The organism is Chryseobacterium salivictor (assembly GCF_004359195.1).
In the GTDB taxonomy this organism is placed as follows: domain Bacteria; phylum Bacteroidota; class Bacteroidia; order Flavobacteriales; family Weeksellaceae; genus Kaistella; species Kaistella salivictor.
In genome coordinates this window covers 1,015,796-1,031,844 of record NZ_CP037954.1, presented here as the reverse complement: position 1 = coordinate 1,031,844, position 16,049 = coordinate 1,015,796, and the positions used below count along the sequence as shown (strand labels likewise).

General features: G+C 37.3%; 15 protein-coding genes. 6 read left to right on the top strand and 9 right to left on the bottom strand.

Annotated features, from left to right (window positions below; all coding sequences use genetic code 11):
• Positions 1-25: 25 nt before the first annotated feature.
• From NBC122_RS04755 to NBC122_RS04740, 4 genes are read left to right on the top strand one after another with little or no spacing between them, the layout of a single operon-like run.
• Positions 26-244 (top strand): uroporphyrinogen decarboxylase, encoded by a 219-nt coding sequence (locus NBC122_RS04755; protein ID WP_133439277.1) that lies wholly within the window; start codon positions 26-28, stop codon positions 242-244.
• Between the two features lie 9 nt (positions 245-253).
• Positions 254-1,351 (top strand): glycosyltransferase, encoded by a 1,098-nt coding sequence (locus tag NBC122_RS04750; RefSeq protein WP_133439276.1) that lies wholly within the window; start codon positions 254-256, stop codon positions 1,349-1,351.
• 38 nt (positions 1,352-1,389) lie between these two features.
• Positions 1,390-1,809: a SufE family protein gene (locus NBC122_RS04745; protein WP_133439275.1), complete on the top strand. Its 420-nt coding sequence runs from the start codon at positions 1,390-1,392 to the stop codon at positions 1,807-1,809.
• Positions 1,809-2,771, top strand: a complete 963-nt coding sequence (locus tag NBC122_RS04740) for a glycosyltransferase family 9 protein (RefSeq protein ID WP_133441061.1) — start codon at positions 1,809-1,811, stop codon at positions 2,769-2,771. Before NBC122_RS04745 ends, NBC122_RS04740 begins: the two co-directional genes overlap by 1 nt.
• A 50-nt stretch (positions 2,772-2,821) precedes the next feature.
• Here the strand turns inward: NBC122_RS04740 and NBC122_RS04735 are convergent, their stop codons facing one another.
• The 8 genes from NBC122_RS04735 to NBC122_RS04700 all read right to left on the bottom strand — a co-directional run bounded on the left by NBC122_RS04735 (position 2,822) and on the right by NBC122_RS04700 (position 11,160).
• A complete protein-coding gene (locus NBC122_RS04735) occupies positions 2,822-3,904 on the bottom strand; it encodes a mannose-1-phosphate guanylyltransferase (RefSeq protein ID WP_246012451.1) in 1,083 nt (360 codons plus the stop codon).
• 2 nt (positions 3,905-3,906) lie between these two features.
• Positions 3,907-4,497 (bottom strand): SprT-like domain-containing protein, encoded by a 591-nt coding sequence (locus NBC122_RS04730; protein WP_133439274.1) that lies wholly within the window; start codon positions 4,495-4,497, stop codon positions 3,907-3,909.
• A 76-nt stretch (positions 4,498-4,573) separates the two neighbouring features.
• The gene (locus tag NBC122_RS04725; RefSeq protein WP_133439273.1) at positions 4,574-5,923 is read right to left on the bottom strand and encodes a TolC family protein; all 1,350 of its coding nucleotides are present in this window, start codon (positions 5,921-5,923) and stop codon (positions 4,574-4,576) included.
• Between the two features lie 156 nt (positions 5,924-6,079).
• Positions 6,080-7,867 carry a MutS-related protein gene (locus tag NBC122_RS04720; protein WP_133439272.1) on the bottom strand — a complete coding sequence of 596 codons (1,788 nt, stop codon included), beginning with the start codon at positions 7,865-7,867 and terminating at the stop codon, positions 6,080-6,082.
• A 6-nt stretch (positions 7,868-7,873) separates the two neighbouring features.
• A complete protein-coding gene (locus NBC122_RS04715) occupies positions 7,874-8,260 on the bottom strand; it encodes a hypothetical protein (RefSeq protein WP_133439271.1) in 387 nt (128 codons plus the stop codon).
• A 43-nt stretch (positions 8,261-8,303) separates the two neighbouring features.
• Complete coding sequence (locus tag NBC122_RS04710; RefSeq protein WP_133439270.1) at positions 8,304-8,666, bottom strand: four helix bundle protein; 363 nt, start codon at positions 8,664-8,666, stop codon at positions 8,304-8,306.
• Positions 8,667-8,729: 63 nt separating this feature from the next.
• Positions 8,730-10,133: a nucleoside recognition domain-containing protein gene (locus NBC122_RS04705; RefSeq protein WP_133439269.1), complete on the bottom strand. Its 1,404-nt coding sequence runs from the start codon at positions 10,131-10,133 to the stop codon at positions 8,730-8,732.
• An 832-nt stretch (positions 10,134-10,965) separates the two neighbouring features.
• Positions 10,966-11,160 (bottom strand): hypothetical protein, encoded by a 195-nt coding sequence (locus NBC122_RS04700; protein WP_133439268.1) that lies wholly within the window; start codon positions 11,158-11,160, stop codon positions 10,966-10,968.
• A 322-nt stretch (positions 11,161-11,482) separates the two neighbouring features.
• Between NBC122_RS04700 and NBC122_RS04695 the strand changes: the two genes are divergently transcribed.
• Positions 11,483-13,597 carry a prolyl oligopeptidase family serine peptidase gene (locus NBC122_RS04695; RefSeq protein ID WP_133439267.1) on the top strand — a complete coding sequence of 705 codons (2,115 nt, stop codon included), beginning with the start codon at positions 11,483-11,485 and terminating at the stop codon, positions 13,595-13,597.
• Between the two features lie 349 nt (positions 13,598-13,946).
• On the opposite strand, the gene NBC122_RS04690 is transcribed toward NBC122_RS04695, so the two are convergent.
• Complete coding sequence (locus NBC122_RS04690; RefSeq protein WP_133439266.1) at positions 13,947-14,486, bottom strand: hypothetical protein; 540 nt, start codon at positions 14,484-14,486, stop codon at positions 13,947-13,949.
• A 305-nt stretch (positions 14,487-14,791) separates the two neighbouring features.
• On the opposite strand from NBC122_RS04690, the gene mnmA reads away from it, so the two are divergent.
• Entirely contained in the window at positions 14,792-15,979 is a 1,188-nt protein-coding gene (mnmA, locus tag NBC122_RS04685) for a tRNA 2-thiouridine(34) synthase MnmA (RefSeq protein WP_133439265.1), read from the top strand.
• The last annotated feature ends 70 nt before the right edge of the window (positions 15,980-16,049 follow it).

Below are 16,049 nucleotides of genomic sequence, written 5' to 3'. Positions count from 1 at the left end.
CGTTTGTCTCTCAAAAAAGAATACTATGACTCCCGAAATTACCAACTACATCGGTTACGCTGCATCTTTTTTCATCGTTTTGAGTTTTGCGCTGAAGGACATCAAGAAAATCAGAATTATCAATCTTATCGGTTGTGTCCTGTTTGTGTTATATGGTATTTACAGCAATTATCTTTGGCCGATTATTATTCCCAACGCTGTGCTTTGCGGTATTCAGGTTTATCATCTGGTGAAAAAATCGTAAATACGCATTATGAAAGTTATTGTTTCAGCATTTAGCAGTTTGTATACCGACCAAAGAATTGAAAAGGTGTGCGAAACTTTGCATAAAAATGGATATGAAGTACTTTTAATAGGAAATGATTGGGGAGGCGCGGGAGCAATGCACCGTCCTTATAAATTCCTTCGGATAAAACATTTTTCATCTTCGTTAAAAACTGCCTACGCAGAATTCAACTGGAAACTTTATAAAGAACTTAAAAAGAATGCCGATAAAAACACCATCCTCCTTGCGAATGATTTGGATGCGCTGTTGCCCAATACACTCATTTCTAAAAAATTAAATATCCCACTTCTATTTGACAGTCATGAAATCTTTACTGAAATGCCTGCCATCCAAGGTAAAATTTCGCAAAAAATATGGAGATTTTTAGAACAAAAACTGGTGCCCAACATCAAATATATGATGACGGAAAGTTACAGCTACGCAGAATGGTTCGCTGATCAATATGGCGTAAATCCTGTGGTTGTAAGAAATATCCCAAGGCGAATTTCAGAGCCAATTGATATACCGAAAAATAATCCAAAAATCCTGCTCTATCAAGGAATTATTAACCAGTCGAGGGGAATTTCTCAAGCCATTTTAGCCACCAGACATTTAGACAATGTTATTTTTAAAATTGCCGGCGACGGCCCCAAAAGAACGGAATACGAGGCGCTTGTAAAAAAAGAAGGATTGGAAAACAAAGTTGTGTTTTTAGGAAAGTTAATTCCAACAGAACTTAGAAAACTAACGAAAACGGCGGATGTCGCTTTAAGCATTGAAGAAAACGGTGGTGTCAGCTATCTTTATTCCTTACCTAATAAGGTTTCAGACTGTATTCAGGCAAGGGTTCCCTTGGTTTTAATCAATTTCCCTGAAATGATGCGGGTTTACAACCAGTTTAAAGTGGGAGAAATTGTTGAAAATCACGATCCGCTTAATCTTGCAGAAAAAATAAAAACAGTTATTGCAAAAGGACGCGAATTCTATCAGCCTGAATTGGAAAGAGCTTCACAGGAGCTGTGCTGGGAAAAGGAAGAACCCAAAATCCTCGCCTTATTCAAACAGGTTGTTGAAGAAAATTTCTAACACCGAATTTCTTATCTTTGCACAAATTGAACTGAGCAATGACCATCAAAGAAAAACAGCAGGAAACCGTAGATGCATTCGCATTTATGGAAGATTGGGAACAGAAATACGAATACATTATCGATCTTGGGAAAGAACTGAAAGGATTACCTGAAGACCGGAAAACCGATGACAATTTAATTAAAGGCTGCCAGTCAAAAGTATGGATTGATGCAGAATTCAAAGAGGGAAAACTATACTTCAATGCTGATTCTGACGGGATTTTACCCAAAGGAATCATCTCACTTTTAGTCTCTATTTACAGCGGTCATACAACCCAGGAAATTTTAGATTCTGATTTTAAATTCATTGAAGAAATCGGATTGCAGGAGTTCCTTTCGCCGTCACGAGCCAATGGTTTGATGGCAATGACCAAGCAAATTAAGTTTTACGCAGTCGCCTTTCAATTAAAGTCTTGATCAGAATATTAGCATATCGTTTTTCCGCTTTCGGAGACGTCGCGATGACCGTTCCCGTTTTCACCGAGTTTCTTCAGCAGAATCCCGATGTACAGGTGGTCATGGTTTCCCGGGATAACTTCAAAGATTTATTTGAAGGCATTCCTAATCTTATTTTCAGGGGAATTGATGTCGACGATTACAAAGGTTTCTGGGGGCTGCGAAAATTAGGCAGAACTTTATTAAAAGAATACAGACCCGATTATATTGCTGATTTACACGATGTGATCCGAACAAAGACCCTCGATTTATTTTTTATTAAAAATGGGTTCAAAGTCTTTAAAATCAACAAAGGAAAAGAGGAAAAGGAAGCCCTTACAGATGTCTGGAATCTGGATAAAAAAAAGCTAAAACCGACCAGCGAACGGTACGCAGATGTCTTCCGTGCGATGAATTTCAACCTCGAACTTTCTCATCAATATCCACAGAAAAACATCACCAAAAAAGGAATCGGAATTGCACCTTTCGCGCAGCACAAAGGAAAAATGCTTCCTTTAGAAAAAACCTTTGAGGTCGTTAAAATCCTGGCACAAAACCATAAAGTCTATTTTTTTGGCGGCGGCAAAAATGAAATCACCGTTCTCGGCGACTGGCAACGGCAAATCCCCAATACCGAAAATTTAGCAGGAAAACTGAATTTAAAAGAAGAATTACAAAAAATCGCAGAACTGGAAGTAATGATTTCGATGGATTCTGCCAATATGCATTTGGCAAGTCTGGTGGGAACCCGATGCATTTCCGTTTGGGGATCTACCCATCCTTACGCCGGATTTTTAGGCTACGGACAAAGTGAAAACGACATCGTTCAGGTCAAGGATTTAACCTGCCGACCTTGCTCTGTTTTTGGTGATAAAGAATGTTATCGCGGCGACTGGGCCTGTTTAGAAGAAATTAATATTCAAAGGATTATCGATTTGGTATAAAAAAAATTCCTTTCAACTCAATGAAAGGAATTTTTTTTTATGACCTTTTTTTACATAAATTTCTCACCTTTTTTCAATGTTTTCAGGTCATGCACATAATCTTTGATGAGCTGGTCATTTTCTCTCGGGCAAATTAAAAGTGCTTTTTCGGTATCCACCACAATGAAATTTTCTAATCCATCGATCACAACGGCTTTATTCACATTTTTCAACTTAATTAAATTCCCTTTTGAGTTGTAGGTGACCACATGTTTCGTATTGACCGAGTTTTCATGCTCCCCTTTTTCGGCATTTTCATAAATTGAAGTCCAGGTTCCTAAATCGCTCCAACCCAGATCTGCAGGAATAACGTACACGTTTTTTGCTTTTTCCAAAATCCCGTTGTCAATCGAAACTTTATTTACTTTAGGATAAATCAAGTCAATACACCGCTCTTCATCTTTCGAATTGTACTCGCAGCTTTCAAAATTCTGGGTCATTTCCGGCAAATAACGGTCAAACGCAGAAAGAATCGATTTTACATTCCAGACAAAAATCCCGGCATTCCACAGGAAGTCACCGCTTTCCAGAAAGGTTTTGGCAATTTCCAAATCGGGTTTTTCGGTAAAGGTTTTAACTTTAAAATAGTCAGAATTGTTGTTTTCAACGAACTGAATGTAGCCGTAACCGGTATCAGGACGTGTTGGGTTAATTCCCAAAGTGATCAGATAATCATTTTCCTCTGCCAAACTAAAAGCGAGTTCTACTTTTTGCAGAAAAGTCTCTTCCTTTAAAATTAAATGATCTGCGGGAAGCACAATGATATTGGCATCTGCGTCTTTATCGGCGATCTTTTTGGCCATATAAATATTACAGGCTGCCGTATTTTTCATCATCGGTTCACCTACAATATTTTCCGGATTAATTTCGGGCAATTGTTCGGCCGTGAGCGAGATATATTCCTTATTGGTGATAACATAGATGTTTTCAACTGGTACAATTTTTTTAATTCTATCGTAGGTTTGCTGAATCATCGTTCGGCCTGTTCCTAAAATATCCTGAAACTGTTTTGGGTATTTTTGAGTGCTCATTGGCCAGAACCGACTTCCGATTCCTCCTGCCATTATCACACAGTAATTATTTGACATAGACATATTTAACTTATTTTTTCTACTCGTGCCAAAGGTTTAAAAATATATTTTTTATCGGTATCGAGCTGTGTACAAAGATAGTTTTTTTTACGTTTTTCTTCAATGATATAAATCTGCTTTCTGTAAATGAACCGGTCTTTTACATCCAGATCTTCAATATACGAAGTTTCATCTTCATAATCCTCGATGTGGAAGTATCTTACCAGATCCGGACTCGACATAAAATTGGCTTTGGGAGACTTTAAAAATTTAAAAATAATGGGTTTTAAATCTTCAGCATACACCGAAATACTTTCTAAAAGCATTGTTCTGAAGGTATGTTTCCACTCCGCTCCGTGTGGTGAAATCCGGTGACCGAAATTTTCGAATGCTAATAAGTGCGCCAGCTCATGAGTCAGAACAAAGAAAAAAAGCTGCGGCTGTAAGGTTGAATTGATGGTGATCTGATGCGATTTGTCCGGCATTTTGCGATAATCGCCCAGTTTGGAATTTCTACCTCTGGTGATTTTGATATGGATGGGATAACCGCCAAACCATTTCTTGAGATGCGGTAAACATTGGTCCGGTAAATATTTTTCTAAAAGCGAAATCGACATTTTTTATCTTCCGTTTAAAAGTAAGAAATTCTTTTTTCCCACTTTTTTAAAGGATTAAGAATTTCTCCAAAAATTTCTATAAAGATAAAGGAATTCCGGCATAGAAGTTCAACAGTTTTAAACTAAACAGATAATTAAACTTCGATTGCTCGACACTTCCCTGGGCATTTGCGTAATTATTCCGGGCAATGTTTAAGTCGTAAATCGTCGTTTTTCCGGCGTTATAGCTTTTCTCTGCAAAATCCAGTGCAAGCTTCGCGCTTTTCACGGCTTGTGAAGCTGCGAGATAGGCCTGGTAATTACTTTCTGCGTCAAACTGGGCTTGCTGCACATTCTGTAAAACCTGCTGCTTTTGTTGAAGCAAAGCATTTTTTGCAATATCTTCATTAATTTTCGATTGCTCAACATTTAATCGGGTAATCCCTTTATTGAAAATAGGAATGTTGGCAGAAAGGCCGAGCTGTTGTCCGAAATTATCTTTGTACTGTTTGAAAAAACCACTTTCTTTAATCGGGTTTCCGTTGATATCACGCCCGGCATAATTGGTCACAAGAGAATTAAAATAGGAAGTTCCAATTCCTGCGCTTGCGGTTACCGTCGGCCAAAAAGCAGTTTCTGTAATTTCGGTTTGTGCTTCTGCGGATTTTATTCTTACTTCTGCGGATTTTATTTGAGGCTGATTTTCAAATGCCTTTTCAATAATTTGGTCAGCGGAAAATAATGGAGCCTCGATCTCACTTTGAATATTGACATTCTGAATATCGAAATTTTTATAATCAGGAAGTTGCAAAAGCATCGCTAACGCAAACAAACTCCGCTCCGTGTTGATCTGTGCGGTTTTTACATTTTGTTTTTCCCGGGCCAGAGCCGCTTCCGCTTCTGCCAAAATCGTTTGTGGCGTGGTGCCGACTTCCGTAGTGATCTTTGCTCTTTTGTAGAGTTTGTCTGCATTATCCAGAGCACTTTCCGAAATTTTGGTAATTTCCCGGTTCAGTAAGATGGAAAGATATTGCTGTGCAATTTGAAGTGAAATATCATTTTTGATCTTTTCGATATCAAATTTGCTGGCCTCAACATCAAACTCAGTTTTTCTGATATTCTTTTCTAATCTGCCATTATTATAAATCAAAATATCGGCGCCAACGCTCGCTCTATTGCTAAAATTATCATTCCGGTTGGTGGTTCCAAAAACATCAATACCCTGTCCGAAACTGACATTATTGTTGATGGTTCCGGAAACTCCCGGCAAATATTGCCGTTTGGCAATTTGTAAAGAATTATCCTGAAGTTTCTTGTTATAAGTGTTCTGAATAACTTGTAAATTGTTTTCTACAGCGTAATTCACACATTCCTGCAACGTCCATACTTTTTGAGAAAACACAAAAGCGGACAGCAAACTCAGAAAAAAAACAGCAGATTTCTTCATTGATCATTTTAGAGAATAAGACGGAATTTTTGGTGATTTGTTACAAATTACTTTAGCACTTATTTAAATTAAACTCAGCATTAAAATCTTAAAACTTCCGGTTACTTTTATTTTAAATATATAAGTCACAACTTATAAGTTAAAATTTAAATAACGTTACTCAATAATCCCGAATTTCTTCATCAGATAAATCGCATTCATGCTTTTGGTAACGCCGTTTCGAAGTTTATAATCGGTTTCCAATTCCCCATTTTTTTGCTCTAATTCAAAACAATAGTTTTTAATCTCAGCAGGAAATTTCTGTTCGATTTTGGTGAGTTCCAAATCGTGGGTGGCAATGAGGCAGGAAAAAAGGGTTTTGCTTTTCATTAATTTTTCCAAGAATAATTCGGAACCAGTGAGTTTATCCTGGGAATTGGTGCCTTTTAAAATCTCATCTAAAATAATGAACTGCGGGATTCCTTTCTCTAAATTTTCGACCAGACTTCGGAGACGAAGAATCTCTGCATTAAAATAAGAAGTTCCATCGTTTAAAGAGTCACTCGTTCGCATCGACGTAAAAAGTTTCATCGGAATAAATCGAAATTCTCTTGCAGCAACGGGACAACCGTTCATTGCCAGCACTAAATTAATTCCCACCGTTCGCAGAAACGTAGATTTTCCCGTCATATTTGCACCGGTAATGATTGAGATTTCTGTATTTTGAGAGATCTGAAAATCATTGGAAACCACTTCTGGCTGATATAAAAGAGGATGAATTATTTTTTCTGCGCTCAACTTTTCGCCGGAATCAGAAATTTTCGGATATTGATATTCCGGATTTTTAAATTTGAAAATTCCCAAAGAAATCAACGCTTCAAACTCTGAAAAAGCATCAAACCATTGCGGTAAATCCTGTTCAATATTTTTAATCTGATTTTCAATTTTCAGGGCAAAGTTCAGTTTCCAAAGGAAGAAATTATTCAGAATGACGCCGATATTACTTTGTCCGTTTTCGTAATTTCTAAGGAGACGCGCCAGTTTTTCGATTTCTTTGCGCGACGATTTGCTTTTCCCCGAAACAAATTTCTTCTGCAGCTTTTGATTCAGTTCTTCTTTGAACTGTTCTTTTTCGATGTGAGAAAATACCGCTAAAAACTGCTCATACTGTTCAGAATTAAAAGATAAAGTCCCGGAAATGGATTCGATTTTTTTACCATAAAACATTAAAATAACTCGGGAACAGGCAAAAATACCCGCGAAAATTAAAGTCAGATATAAAGAGGGAATACTGATGAAAGCCAAAGAAAGCAAAACACCGAAAGTTAAAACAGGAATTACAACGACCGCAATTTTTGCTAAAACGGCATTTTTAAAAACAGGTTCTTTAGGTTCAGGATGATTGATTTCACCATTGATATCCAGCGATTTCGCTAAAGTGAGAAAATGAATGTACCATTCAGTCTTTTGAGAAAGTTCGGTGATTGATTTTTGCTTAGCGACTATTTTTGCTTTTTCTAAACTTAAATTTAAAAGAAAATCTTTGAGTTTATTTTTACCTAAAACCGTTTGGCAGTAGTTAATAGAACTGAAGAGCGAGTTTTTGCCCAGAATATCCAGATCTTTGGCATAAGGATGATTGTCAATATTTTCCTCAAAAGCAAGACCTGTATCGAATTCTGTTTTGGTGATGATCTGATTTCCAATATGAAGATAATCTTTATAAAATTGCAGTTGCTGTTTTACCTTTAAAAGGAAATATCCCAAAATGAAAAATAAAACCGTGAAGAAAATCCCCAAATACAAATGACTTTGCAAACCACTTTCAAAAATGAAATATTTTAATAAAAAATAAGCAATAGAAAGAAATACTGCCACTCTGATCCAGCCTAAAACGGTCAGCTTTTTCTGGAATTTCTGTAAGGTTTTCTTTTTTTCAGCAAGAAGCTCATATAATTCTTCCATTCCGTTTTATCCTTTTTTCAACTCCCCGATTCTACTTACAACCGGCATCGAAAAAACACCGCTGGTCTGTAAATATTTTTCGTAGAAAACGATGGCTTTTGCCGCAAAATCGGGATTCGGATTTTCTTTATTTTTAAAGTAGAATAGGTTTCCCAACAATTCAAAATATGGAATATGATGGCTTTTGTCTTTGTCATTGATTAACTGAACAATTTCGTCAGCAGATTTTGAAGCCAATGTTTCAAAATCCATTTTAAACGTATCGTTCATATTGGTATCAAAAATCCTTTGAAGTTCTAAAAGGTCGCCGTTGCTTCCTCCCAAAATCATTTTAGAAAGGAATTCTGAAAACTGTTTTACTATTCTGATGATGTAGTCTTTGTCGTGGATCATATTTATTTATTTTGGTGCAAGTTTCAGGTTGCATGGTTCAGGGTTATGCGCGCCAATTATTTTTGACGTATTCTATATAATTATGGAGTTTTCCTCCTAAAAGTTTATATTTTTCAAGTATCTCATTAAATTCTGTAATATCAGGATATAGACGAATAATCTTTAATATATGATTGGTGGTTTCATCACAACTGCTATGCGAAAATACAAGAAATCTAATGTAGTCGGCTTTATACATTCGTCTTCCATAACCTTCGACAATATTAGAATTAACAGAATCTGATGAACGTCTTAACTGACTTCCGAGTTCATATAATTCATATTTTGGCAGTTGAAAAGAGAGTCGATGGGTTTCGATAAACAACTCAAAAGAAAGGTTATAAATGTCAAGTTTATGGTAACTCATATCTCAAATTTTTAAATATATAACCTCTTTCCCTGTACCTTGCATCCTGAATCTTGCACCCGATTATGCAAAGAAAATATACGCCAAAATAACCGAAGTGATAATCCCCACCAAATCTGCCAAAAGCATTGCTGTAACGGTATAACGAGTGTTTTTAATTCCTACGGCACCGAAATAAATGGCAATTACATAAAAAGTGGTATCTGAACTTCCCTGTAAAACCGCGGCTAATCTTCCCTGAAAACTGTCTGCGCCGAAAGTCTGCATCGTGTCGACCATCATTCCGCGCGCTCCCGAACCTGAAAGCGGTTTAATTAAAGCAGTCGGCAAACCATCCACAAATCTTGTGTCAAAACCGACAACTTGTGCGACCCATTTCATTCCATCAATTAAAACATCGAAAACGCCGGAAGTTCTTAACAAAGAAATTGCGATGAGCATTCCGACCAGATAAGGAATGATTTTCACACAAGTCCAGAATCCTTCTTTAGCGCCATCAATAAAAGCATCGAAAACATCTATCTTTTTGTAAAGTGCACCCAAAACGATCGCGAAGAAAATGAGAAGAATAATTCCGTTGCTCAACAGCATGCTGAAATTATCGAGTCCTTCTTTGCTTAAACTCACCAAATAAACAACCAATAAGCCGATAATTGCAGAAATTCCACCAACATACGCAATGACAATCGGCTGTAACAAATTGATTTTCTGATAAATAGAAACCACAATCATCGCTGCCAAAGTTGCCGCAAATGTCGCTATCATACAAGGCAGAAAAATGTCGGTTGGCGTATGAGAGCCCATCGAAGCACGGATTGCAATAATAGAAACCGGAATTAAAGTTAATCCGCCGGCATGCAGACAGAGAAACATAATTTGGGAATTACTTGCGTTGTCTTTGTCGGGGTTTAAGGTTTGTAAACTTTCCATCGCCTTCAGGCCAAAAGGTGTTGCGGCATTATCTAAACCCAAAAGGTTGGCCGAAAAATTCAGTAACATGTGCCCAAAAGACGGATGGTTTTTCGGAATTTCCGGAAATAATTTGGAGAAAAAAGGCTGAATCATTCGGGACAGCAGATTGATTCCACCAGCTTTTTCGGCAATACTCATGAATCCCATGAAGAGCGTCATAATCCCGATTAAACCCAAACAGATTTTCACCGCAGTTTCAGAAGTTCCGATAACGCCATCAGTTTGCTGAACACGATAAACGGCAACTTTTGATTTTGCAGAATCCGTTTTATAATGAATTCTATTTTGTTCAAAAACGGGTTTCAGCAATAAGGCATTTTTAATTTCAGGACTTAATTCATCGATATTATGAGTGGCTATCTGCACGGTATCGCCACTTTTACCAACGACCATATCGTTATAAATCGCTTTGTAGGAATCGGAAAAAAAATATTTTATACTTCCGACAATGATGGCGACAATAATAAACGCGCTCCAAATTCTGCTTAAAACCATGAATTAAAAATTTGAGTAAAAGTAACTAAAAAGTTTATTTTTAACGGAATTAGGGACGGCAAATTATCGCGACAAAGTCTTTATGCATGACAAAAGCCACAAATGCACTAATTTTTTCTCCTGGATTAAAAAAAAAATTCAGTCAAATATGTAGATATTCATTCATAAAAAAAGAGGTATTCTCTTTGAGTTAATTGAATTCGTGCATTAGTGGCACTTATCCATGCCACAAATGCACTAATTTTTCTCCTGGATTAAAAAAAAATTCAGTCAAATATGTAGATGTTCATTCATAAAAAAAGAGGTATTCTCTTTGAGTTAATTGAATTCGTGCATTAGTGGCACTTATCCATGCCACAAATGCACTAATTTTTCTCCTGGATTAAAAAAAATTCAGTCAAATATGTAGATGTTCATTCATAAAAAAAGAGGTATTCTCTTTGAGTTAATTGAATTCGTGCATTACTGGCACTTATCCATGCCACAAATGCACTAATTTTTTCTCCTGGATTAAAAAAAAAAATTCAGTCAAATATGTAGATATTCATTCATAAAAAAGAGGTATTCTCTTTGAGTTAATTGAATTCGTGCATTAGTGGCACATATCCATGCCACAAATGCACGAATTTTTCTGTCTGGATTATAACAAAAACTCAGTCAAATATACAGATTTTCATTCCTAATAAAATGTTCTCATTCAATTCGTGCATTAGTGGCAAAATAATTCTAAGCACGAAATTATTTATCAGAAATGTTATGGAAGGACTTCAAAAACAGGCATAAAAAAATTCTGCTTTCAATGAAAACAGAATTTTTTACACTTTTAAATAACTTACCGTACGGCTAAAAACTCAACACCGTCGTTTGCTTCGTCTTTGTTTTTACGTTCAAAATGGCGATGAAAATCTGCATAATATTCATCATATTCTTTACTTTTTTTTAATAAAAATTTTCTGACACCAAATAAGGTAAGGCCAATAAGAACGCCTACACTTCCCGCTAATATAATTCCTGTTTCTTTTCGCATATCTTTAATTATGAGTATAAAATTAAGCAAATTGTATTCCTTTCAGATCATGAATTGTTTTAAAGTTTGTTAAAGTTGGGGGCACGAATATTAAAAAAGTTTAACAATCACTAAACGAGCCTTTTATTTCGCAGCTATTTATTGGGGATTCCTGTCTATAAAAATACATTTGTGTATTAAAAACCAAAAAGGATTAAAGATTAAACAGGTAATAAAAAAACAGGCTTTTCATTGCCAAAATGAGCATCGGATATAGGTTTTTCGTGTTTCCTGTTTTTTTTCTTCCGGTAAAAAATCTTATTTTTGAGAAAATTCTTAATATATGAATGTAAAAACATTGGCTCTTGGTGCAGCTGGATTAATGATTGCCTCTTGCGCACCGCAGAAAATGACCAAAAATTTGAACTATCCGGAAACGAAAAAAGTAGAACATACCGATGAATATTTCGGGACCAAAGTCCAGGATCCATACCGCTGGTTAGAAGATGACCGCGCCGAAGATACCAAAGACTGGGTTCAGAGAGAAGTCGCTTTTACAAATGATTATCTGGCAAAAATTCCTTTCCGTGAAGAGATCCGTGCACAGCTGAAAGATATCTGGAATTATGAGAAAATCGGCGCACCGTTTAAAGAAGGAGATTTTACTTATTTTTATAAAAATGACGGACTTCAAGCGCAATCCATTTTGTACCGGACTGATAAAAACGGCAAGACCGAAGTTTTTCTGGATCCTAATAAATTCTCGGAAAAAGGAACCACTTCTTTAGCAGGCGTTTCCTTTAATAAAAAAGGAAATCTGGTTGCCTACTCTATTTCCGAAGGCGGAAGTGACTGGAATAAAATAATCATTATCAATGCTTTAACTAAAGAAAAGATTGATGAAACGATTATTGATGTTAAATTTTCCGGAGCTTCCTGGCGGGGCGATGAAGGTTTCTTTTATTCAAGTTACGACAAACCGAAAGGGAGTGAACTCTCTGCTAAAACCGATACGCACAAAGTTTATTTCCATCAATTAGGAACGAAACAAAGTGCCGATCAATTAATTATCGGCGGCGAAAATTTCAAAAGGCGCTATATGAGCGTTGGGGTTTCTGATGATGAACGCTTTGAATTTTTAAGAGCATCTGAAGCAACAAACGGCAATGAACTGTATATTAAAGACTTAAAAAATAAAACCGATTTTATTCCTGTTCAGAAGGGCTATGATTTTAATACCAATGTGGTCGATTCGAAAGGCGATTTCATTTACGCCTTGACCGATAAAAATGCACCGAATATGCGTTTGGTGAAATTCAACATCAATCAGCCGACCGTTTGGACTGATGTGATTCCTGAAACCCAAAACGTGCTCAGCGTTTCAACAGGCGGAGGATTTATCTTCGCAAAATATATGCTGGATGCGGTAACTTCGGTGAAGCAATTTGATTACAACGGTAAATTAATCCGCACCATCGACTTACCAGGAATCGGAACAGCAGGAGGTTTCAGCGGAAAAGAAAAAGAGAAAGATCTGTATTTTTCTTTCACCAACTATATTACGCCGCCAACCATTTACAAATTCAATGCGGATAGCGGAAAATCTGAAGTTTATCAAAAACCAAAGGTGAAATTTAACCCGGAAGATTACATTTCAGAACAAATATTTTATACTTCAAAAGACGGAACGAAAATTCCGATGATGATCAATTATAAAAAAGGATTGAAACGCGACGGAAAAAATCCGACCATTCTTTATTCTTACGGCGGATTCAACATCAGTTTGCAACCTTCCTTCTCGGTAGTGAATGCGATCTGGATGGAAAACGGCGGAATTTACGCGGTTCCGAATATCCGTGGTGGCGGCGAGTACGGCAAAAAATGGCACGATGCAGGAACGAAAATGCAGAAGAAAAATGTATTCGAAGATTTCATCGCAGCCGGCGAATATTTGCAGAAAAACGGATATACTTCCAAAGATCACATGGCACTTTCCGGCCGTTCAAACGGTGGACTTCTCGTTGGTGCCACCATGACCATGAGACCTGATCTGGCGAAAGTAGCTTTCCCTGGTGTTGGTGTACTGGACATGTTGCGTTATAACAAATTTACAGCTGGAGCGGGCTGGAGTTACGATTACGGAACTGCCGAAGACAGCAAAGAAATGTTCGATTATTTAAAATCTTATTCACCGGTTCATCAGGTTAAAAAAGGAGTTTGCTACCCGTCAACCATGATTATCACAAGCGATCACGATGACCGCGTTGTGCCGGCACACTCGTTTAAATTCGGTGCGGAATTGCAGGAAAAACAATCGTGCAGTAATCCTGTTTTGGTGAGAATCGAAACCAATGCGGGACACGGCGCAGGAAGAAGTACAGAACAGGTTATTGGCGAAAACGCTGATATTTTGAGTTTTGCACTTTATGAAATGGGCTTTAAGACTTTGAAGAAATAAATTAAACTTATTGTAATAAAAACTTCCCGGGAAATGATTTTCCGGGAAGTTTTGTTTTTAGTGATTTGTACGAGAACATACGGATAGAAATATTAAATATGCGCCCGCTGATTTAACAGATTATGCAGATTTATTTCATTTTTAAAATCTGCTCAGAGGTTGTAAAAACATTCAAGTATCATTTAAAAATAGTTATTTTATTTTTCAAAATATCTTCTGTGAATTTTTCAAAATATACATTTCATCTCTTTTTTGGTAGAATCCTTGTCATGAACTCCTCATGAACTATCCATGAAGTATCCATGAAGCATCCATGAAGCATCTACGGAGTATCTCAGATTATTTATAACTACAAGCCGAAAACAACTCCGATACTTGGAATAAATCCGCTTCCGAAAACGGATTTGTCTTCTTTGTATAAAACGTTATACATCCCGCCAATCTGCATATAGGCGCGGTCGCCAATTTTCTGCATATAGCCGCCACCAAGGTAAAGGGCAGCTTCGTCACCCGAATATTTCACATTTGTCAGTTTATTTTTCTGGTTGAAAAAATATTCCTGAAACATTCCGCTTAAAAAGAAATTTCTGCCAATGTAGTAATTCACAAAAGGACCGACACCGACGGTGCTGGACGAATAATATTTCGCGTTAGTCCAGGTAAAGTTAGAAGCGAGACCCGTTTCTAAACTTTCGGTAAGCATATACCCGATTCTGGGAGAAATATATACAGATGTTCCACCATTATTGCTGCCAAAACTTCCGCCTAATCCCGCCGAACCGCCGAAAGTCCATTTGGAATCGTGTTCACCGAAATTTTTAGTTGATCCTATTTGCGCCTTTACGGAAAAGGCGACGGACAACAGCGAAAGAAGAAGGAGTTTTTTCATTGAACAATTTTAAAGAATTAATAATCAAAAATAAGTCTTTTTTTACAATCGAAAATTTCTATAATTACTTTGTTGGTGAAGAATTGATCCCTTGAAAATTTCAAAATAATGAAAAGACTTTCTCTTAGCCCCGATGGAAGCGGCATCCTTTATCTTTTTCGTTAGAAAAGATAAAGATACAGCGGACAGCGGGACGGGCTTCCCGAACGATTACGAGTCTTGTAGCTCCTGAGAAATTGTGTAATTATTGTCGTAAATTTGCAAAACTTTTGATGCCTATCATCAAAAATTTATTTCCTTAAAATATGAAAATTGTAGTTGGCCTTTCCGGAGGTGTAGATTCGAGTGTTGCAGCCTATCTGTTGCAAAAACAAGGTCATGAAGTGGTGGCGCTTTTTATGCGGAACTGGAATGACGCTTCAGTCACTTTGGAAGATGAATGTCCGTGGATTGAGGACAGTAATGATGCTCTGATGGTGGCGCAAAAACTTGGGATTCCTTATCAGGTCATCGATATGAGCGAACTGTATAAGGAGAAAATCGTGGATTATATGTTCGATGAATACAAAATGGGCCGAACGCCGAATCCCGATGTTCTGTGTAACCGAGAAGTGAAGTTTGATGTGTTCATGAAAACAGCCTTATCGCTTGGTGCTGAGAAAGTTGCAACGGGACATTACGCACAGGTGAACTCTACCTTTGATGAAAACGGCAAGGAGATTTTTCATCTTTTAGCCGGAGCAGATAACAACAAGGATCAGTCGTATTTCCTGTGTCAATTGAGTCAGGATCAGCTGTCGAAATCGCTGTTTCCGATCGGTGGATTGACGAAACCTGAAGTCCGGGAAATCGCCAGAGAAATGGGTTTGGTGACGGCAGATAAGAAAGATTCACAAGGATTGTGCTTCATCGGAAAAGTGAGTTTACCCATATTTCTACAACAGCAACTGGAACCAAAACAAGGTGAAATTGTAGAAATTTTTAAAAATTTCGGTGATTTTCATCAAGAAACACCCGCATTTTCATCAAAATTAGCGGAATTACAGTTTCTTTCCAAGAAAATAAAATACGAAAAATCAGACGGAAAAGTGATTGGCAAACACCAGGGTGCACATTATTTCACGATCGGGCAAAGCAAAGGTCTGGGCATCGGCGGCCATGTGGAATCCTGTTTCATCATTTCCCGCGATATGGAAACCAACACGATTTTTGTGGGCGAAGGGAAAAATTTCCCGGGATTATTCCGCAAAGCTTTAAAAATCGAAAACTCTGAAGTTCACTGGGTTCGTGACGATCTGCGTTTGCAAAATGGAGAATCCATGAAAGTACAGGCCAGAATCCGGTACCGACAGCCTTTGGAAGAAGCGACGCTTTACCAGTTTGAAGATGGATTTTATATTGAATTTGAACACCCACAATCTGCCATTGCAGAGGGGCAGTTTGCAGCGTGGTATCTGGACGATGAATTGGTGGGAAGCGGTGTAATCGCTTAGTAAGCTTAGTGCAGGATTTTCAAATTCGTTTATTTATAGATTGTAGAAAGTTTACAAATTTCGAGCCCCC

Coding starts and splice junctions, on each gene's coding strand:
- NBC122_RS04735 (WP_246012451.1), bottom strand. CDS start 3,904: ATGTCTATGTCAAATAATTACTGTGTGATAATGGCAGGAGGAATCGGA.
- NBC122_RS04710 (WP_133439270.1), bottom strand. CDS start 8,666: ATGAGTTACCATAAACTTGACATTTATAACCTTTCTTTTGAGTTGTTT.
- NBC122_RS04715 (WP_133439271.1), bottom strand. CDS start 8,260: ATGATCCACGACAAAGACTACATCATCAGAATAGTAAAACAGTTTTCA.
- NBC122_RS04725 (WP_133439273.1), bottom strand. CDS start 5,923: ATGAAGAAATCTGCTGTTTTTTTTCTGAGTTTGCTGTCCGCTTTTGTG.
- NBC122_RS04750 (WP_133439276.1), top strand. CDS start 254: ATGAAAGTTATTGTTTCAGCATTTAGCAGTTTGTATACCGACCAAAGA.
- NBC122_RS04745 (WP_133439275.1), top strand. CDS start 1,390: ATGACCATCAAAGAAAAACAGCAGGAAACCGTAGATGCATTCGCATTT.
- NBC122_RS04720 (WP_133439272.1), bottom strand. CDS start 7,867: ATGGAAGAATTATATGAGCTTCTTGCTGAAAAAAAGAAAACCTTACAG.
- NBC122_RS04700 (WP_133439268.1), bottom strand. CDS start 11,160: ATGCGAAAAGAAACAGGAATTATATTAGCGGGAAGTGTAGGCGTTCTT.
- NBC122_RS04690 (WP_133439266.1), bottom strand. CDS start 14,486: ATGAAAAAACTCCTTCTTCTTTCGCTGTTGTCCGTCGCCTTTTCCGTA.
- NBC122_RS04695 (WP_133439267.1), top strand. CDS start 11,483: ATGAATGTAAAAACATTGGCTCTTGGTGCAGCTGGATTAATGATTGCC.
- NBC122_RS04730 (WP_133439274.1), bottom strand. CDS start 4,497: ATGTCGATTTCGCTTTTAGAAAAATATTTACCGGACCAATGTTTACCG.
- mnmA (WP_133439265.1), top strand. CDS start 14,792: ATGAAAATTGTAGTTGGCCTTTCCGGAGGTGTAGATTCGAGTGTTGCA.
- NBC122_RS04755 (WP_133439277.1), top strand. CDS start 26: ATGACTCCCGAAATTACCAACTACATCGGTTACGCTGCATCTTTTTTC.
- NBC122_RS04705 (WP_133439269.1), bottom strand. CDS start 10,133: ATGGTTTTAAGCAGAATTTGGAGCGCGTTTATTATTGTCGCCATCATT.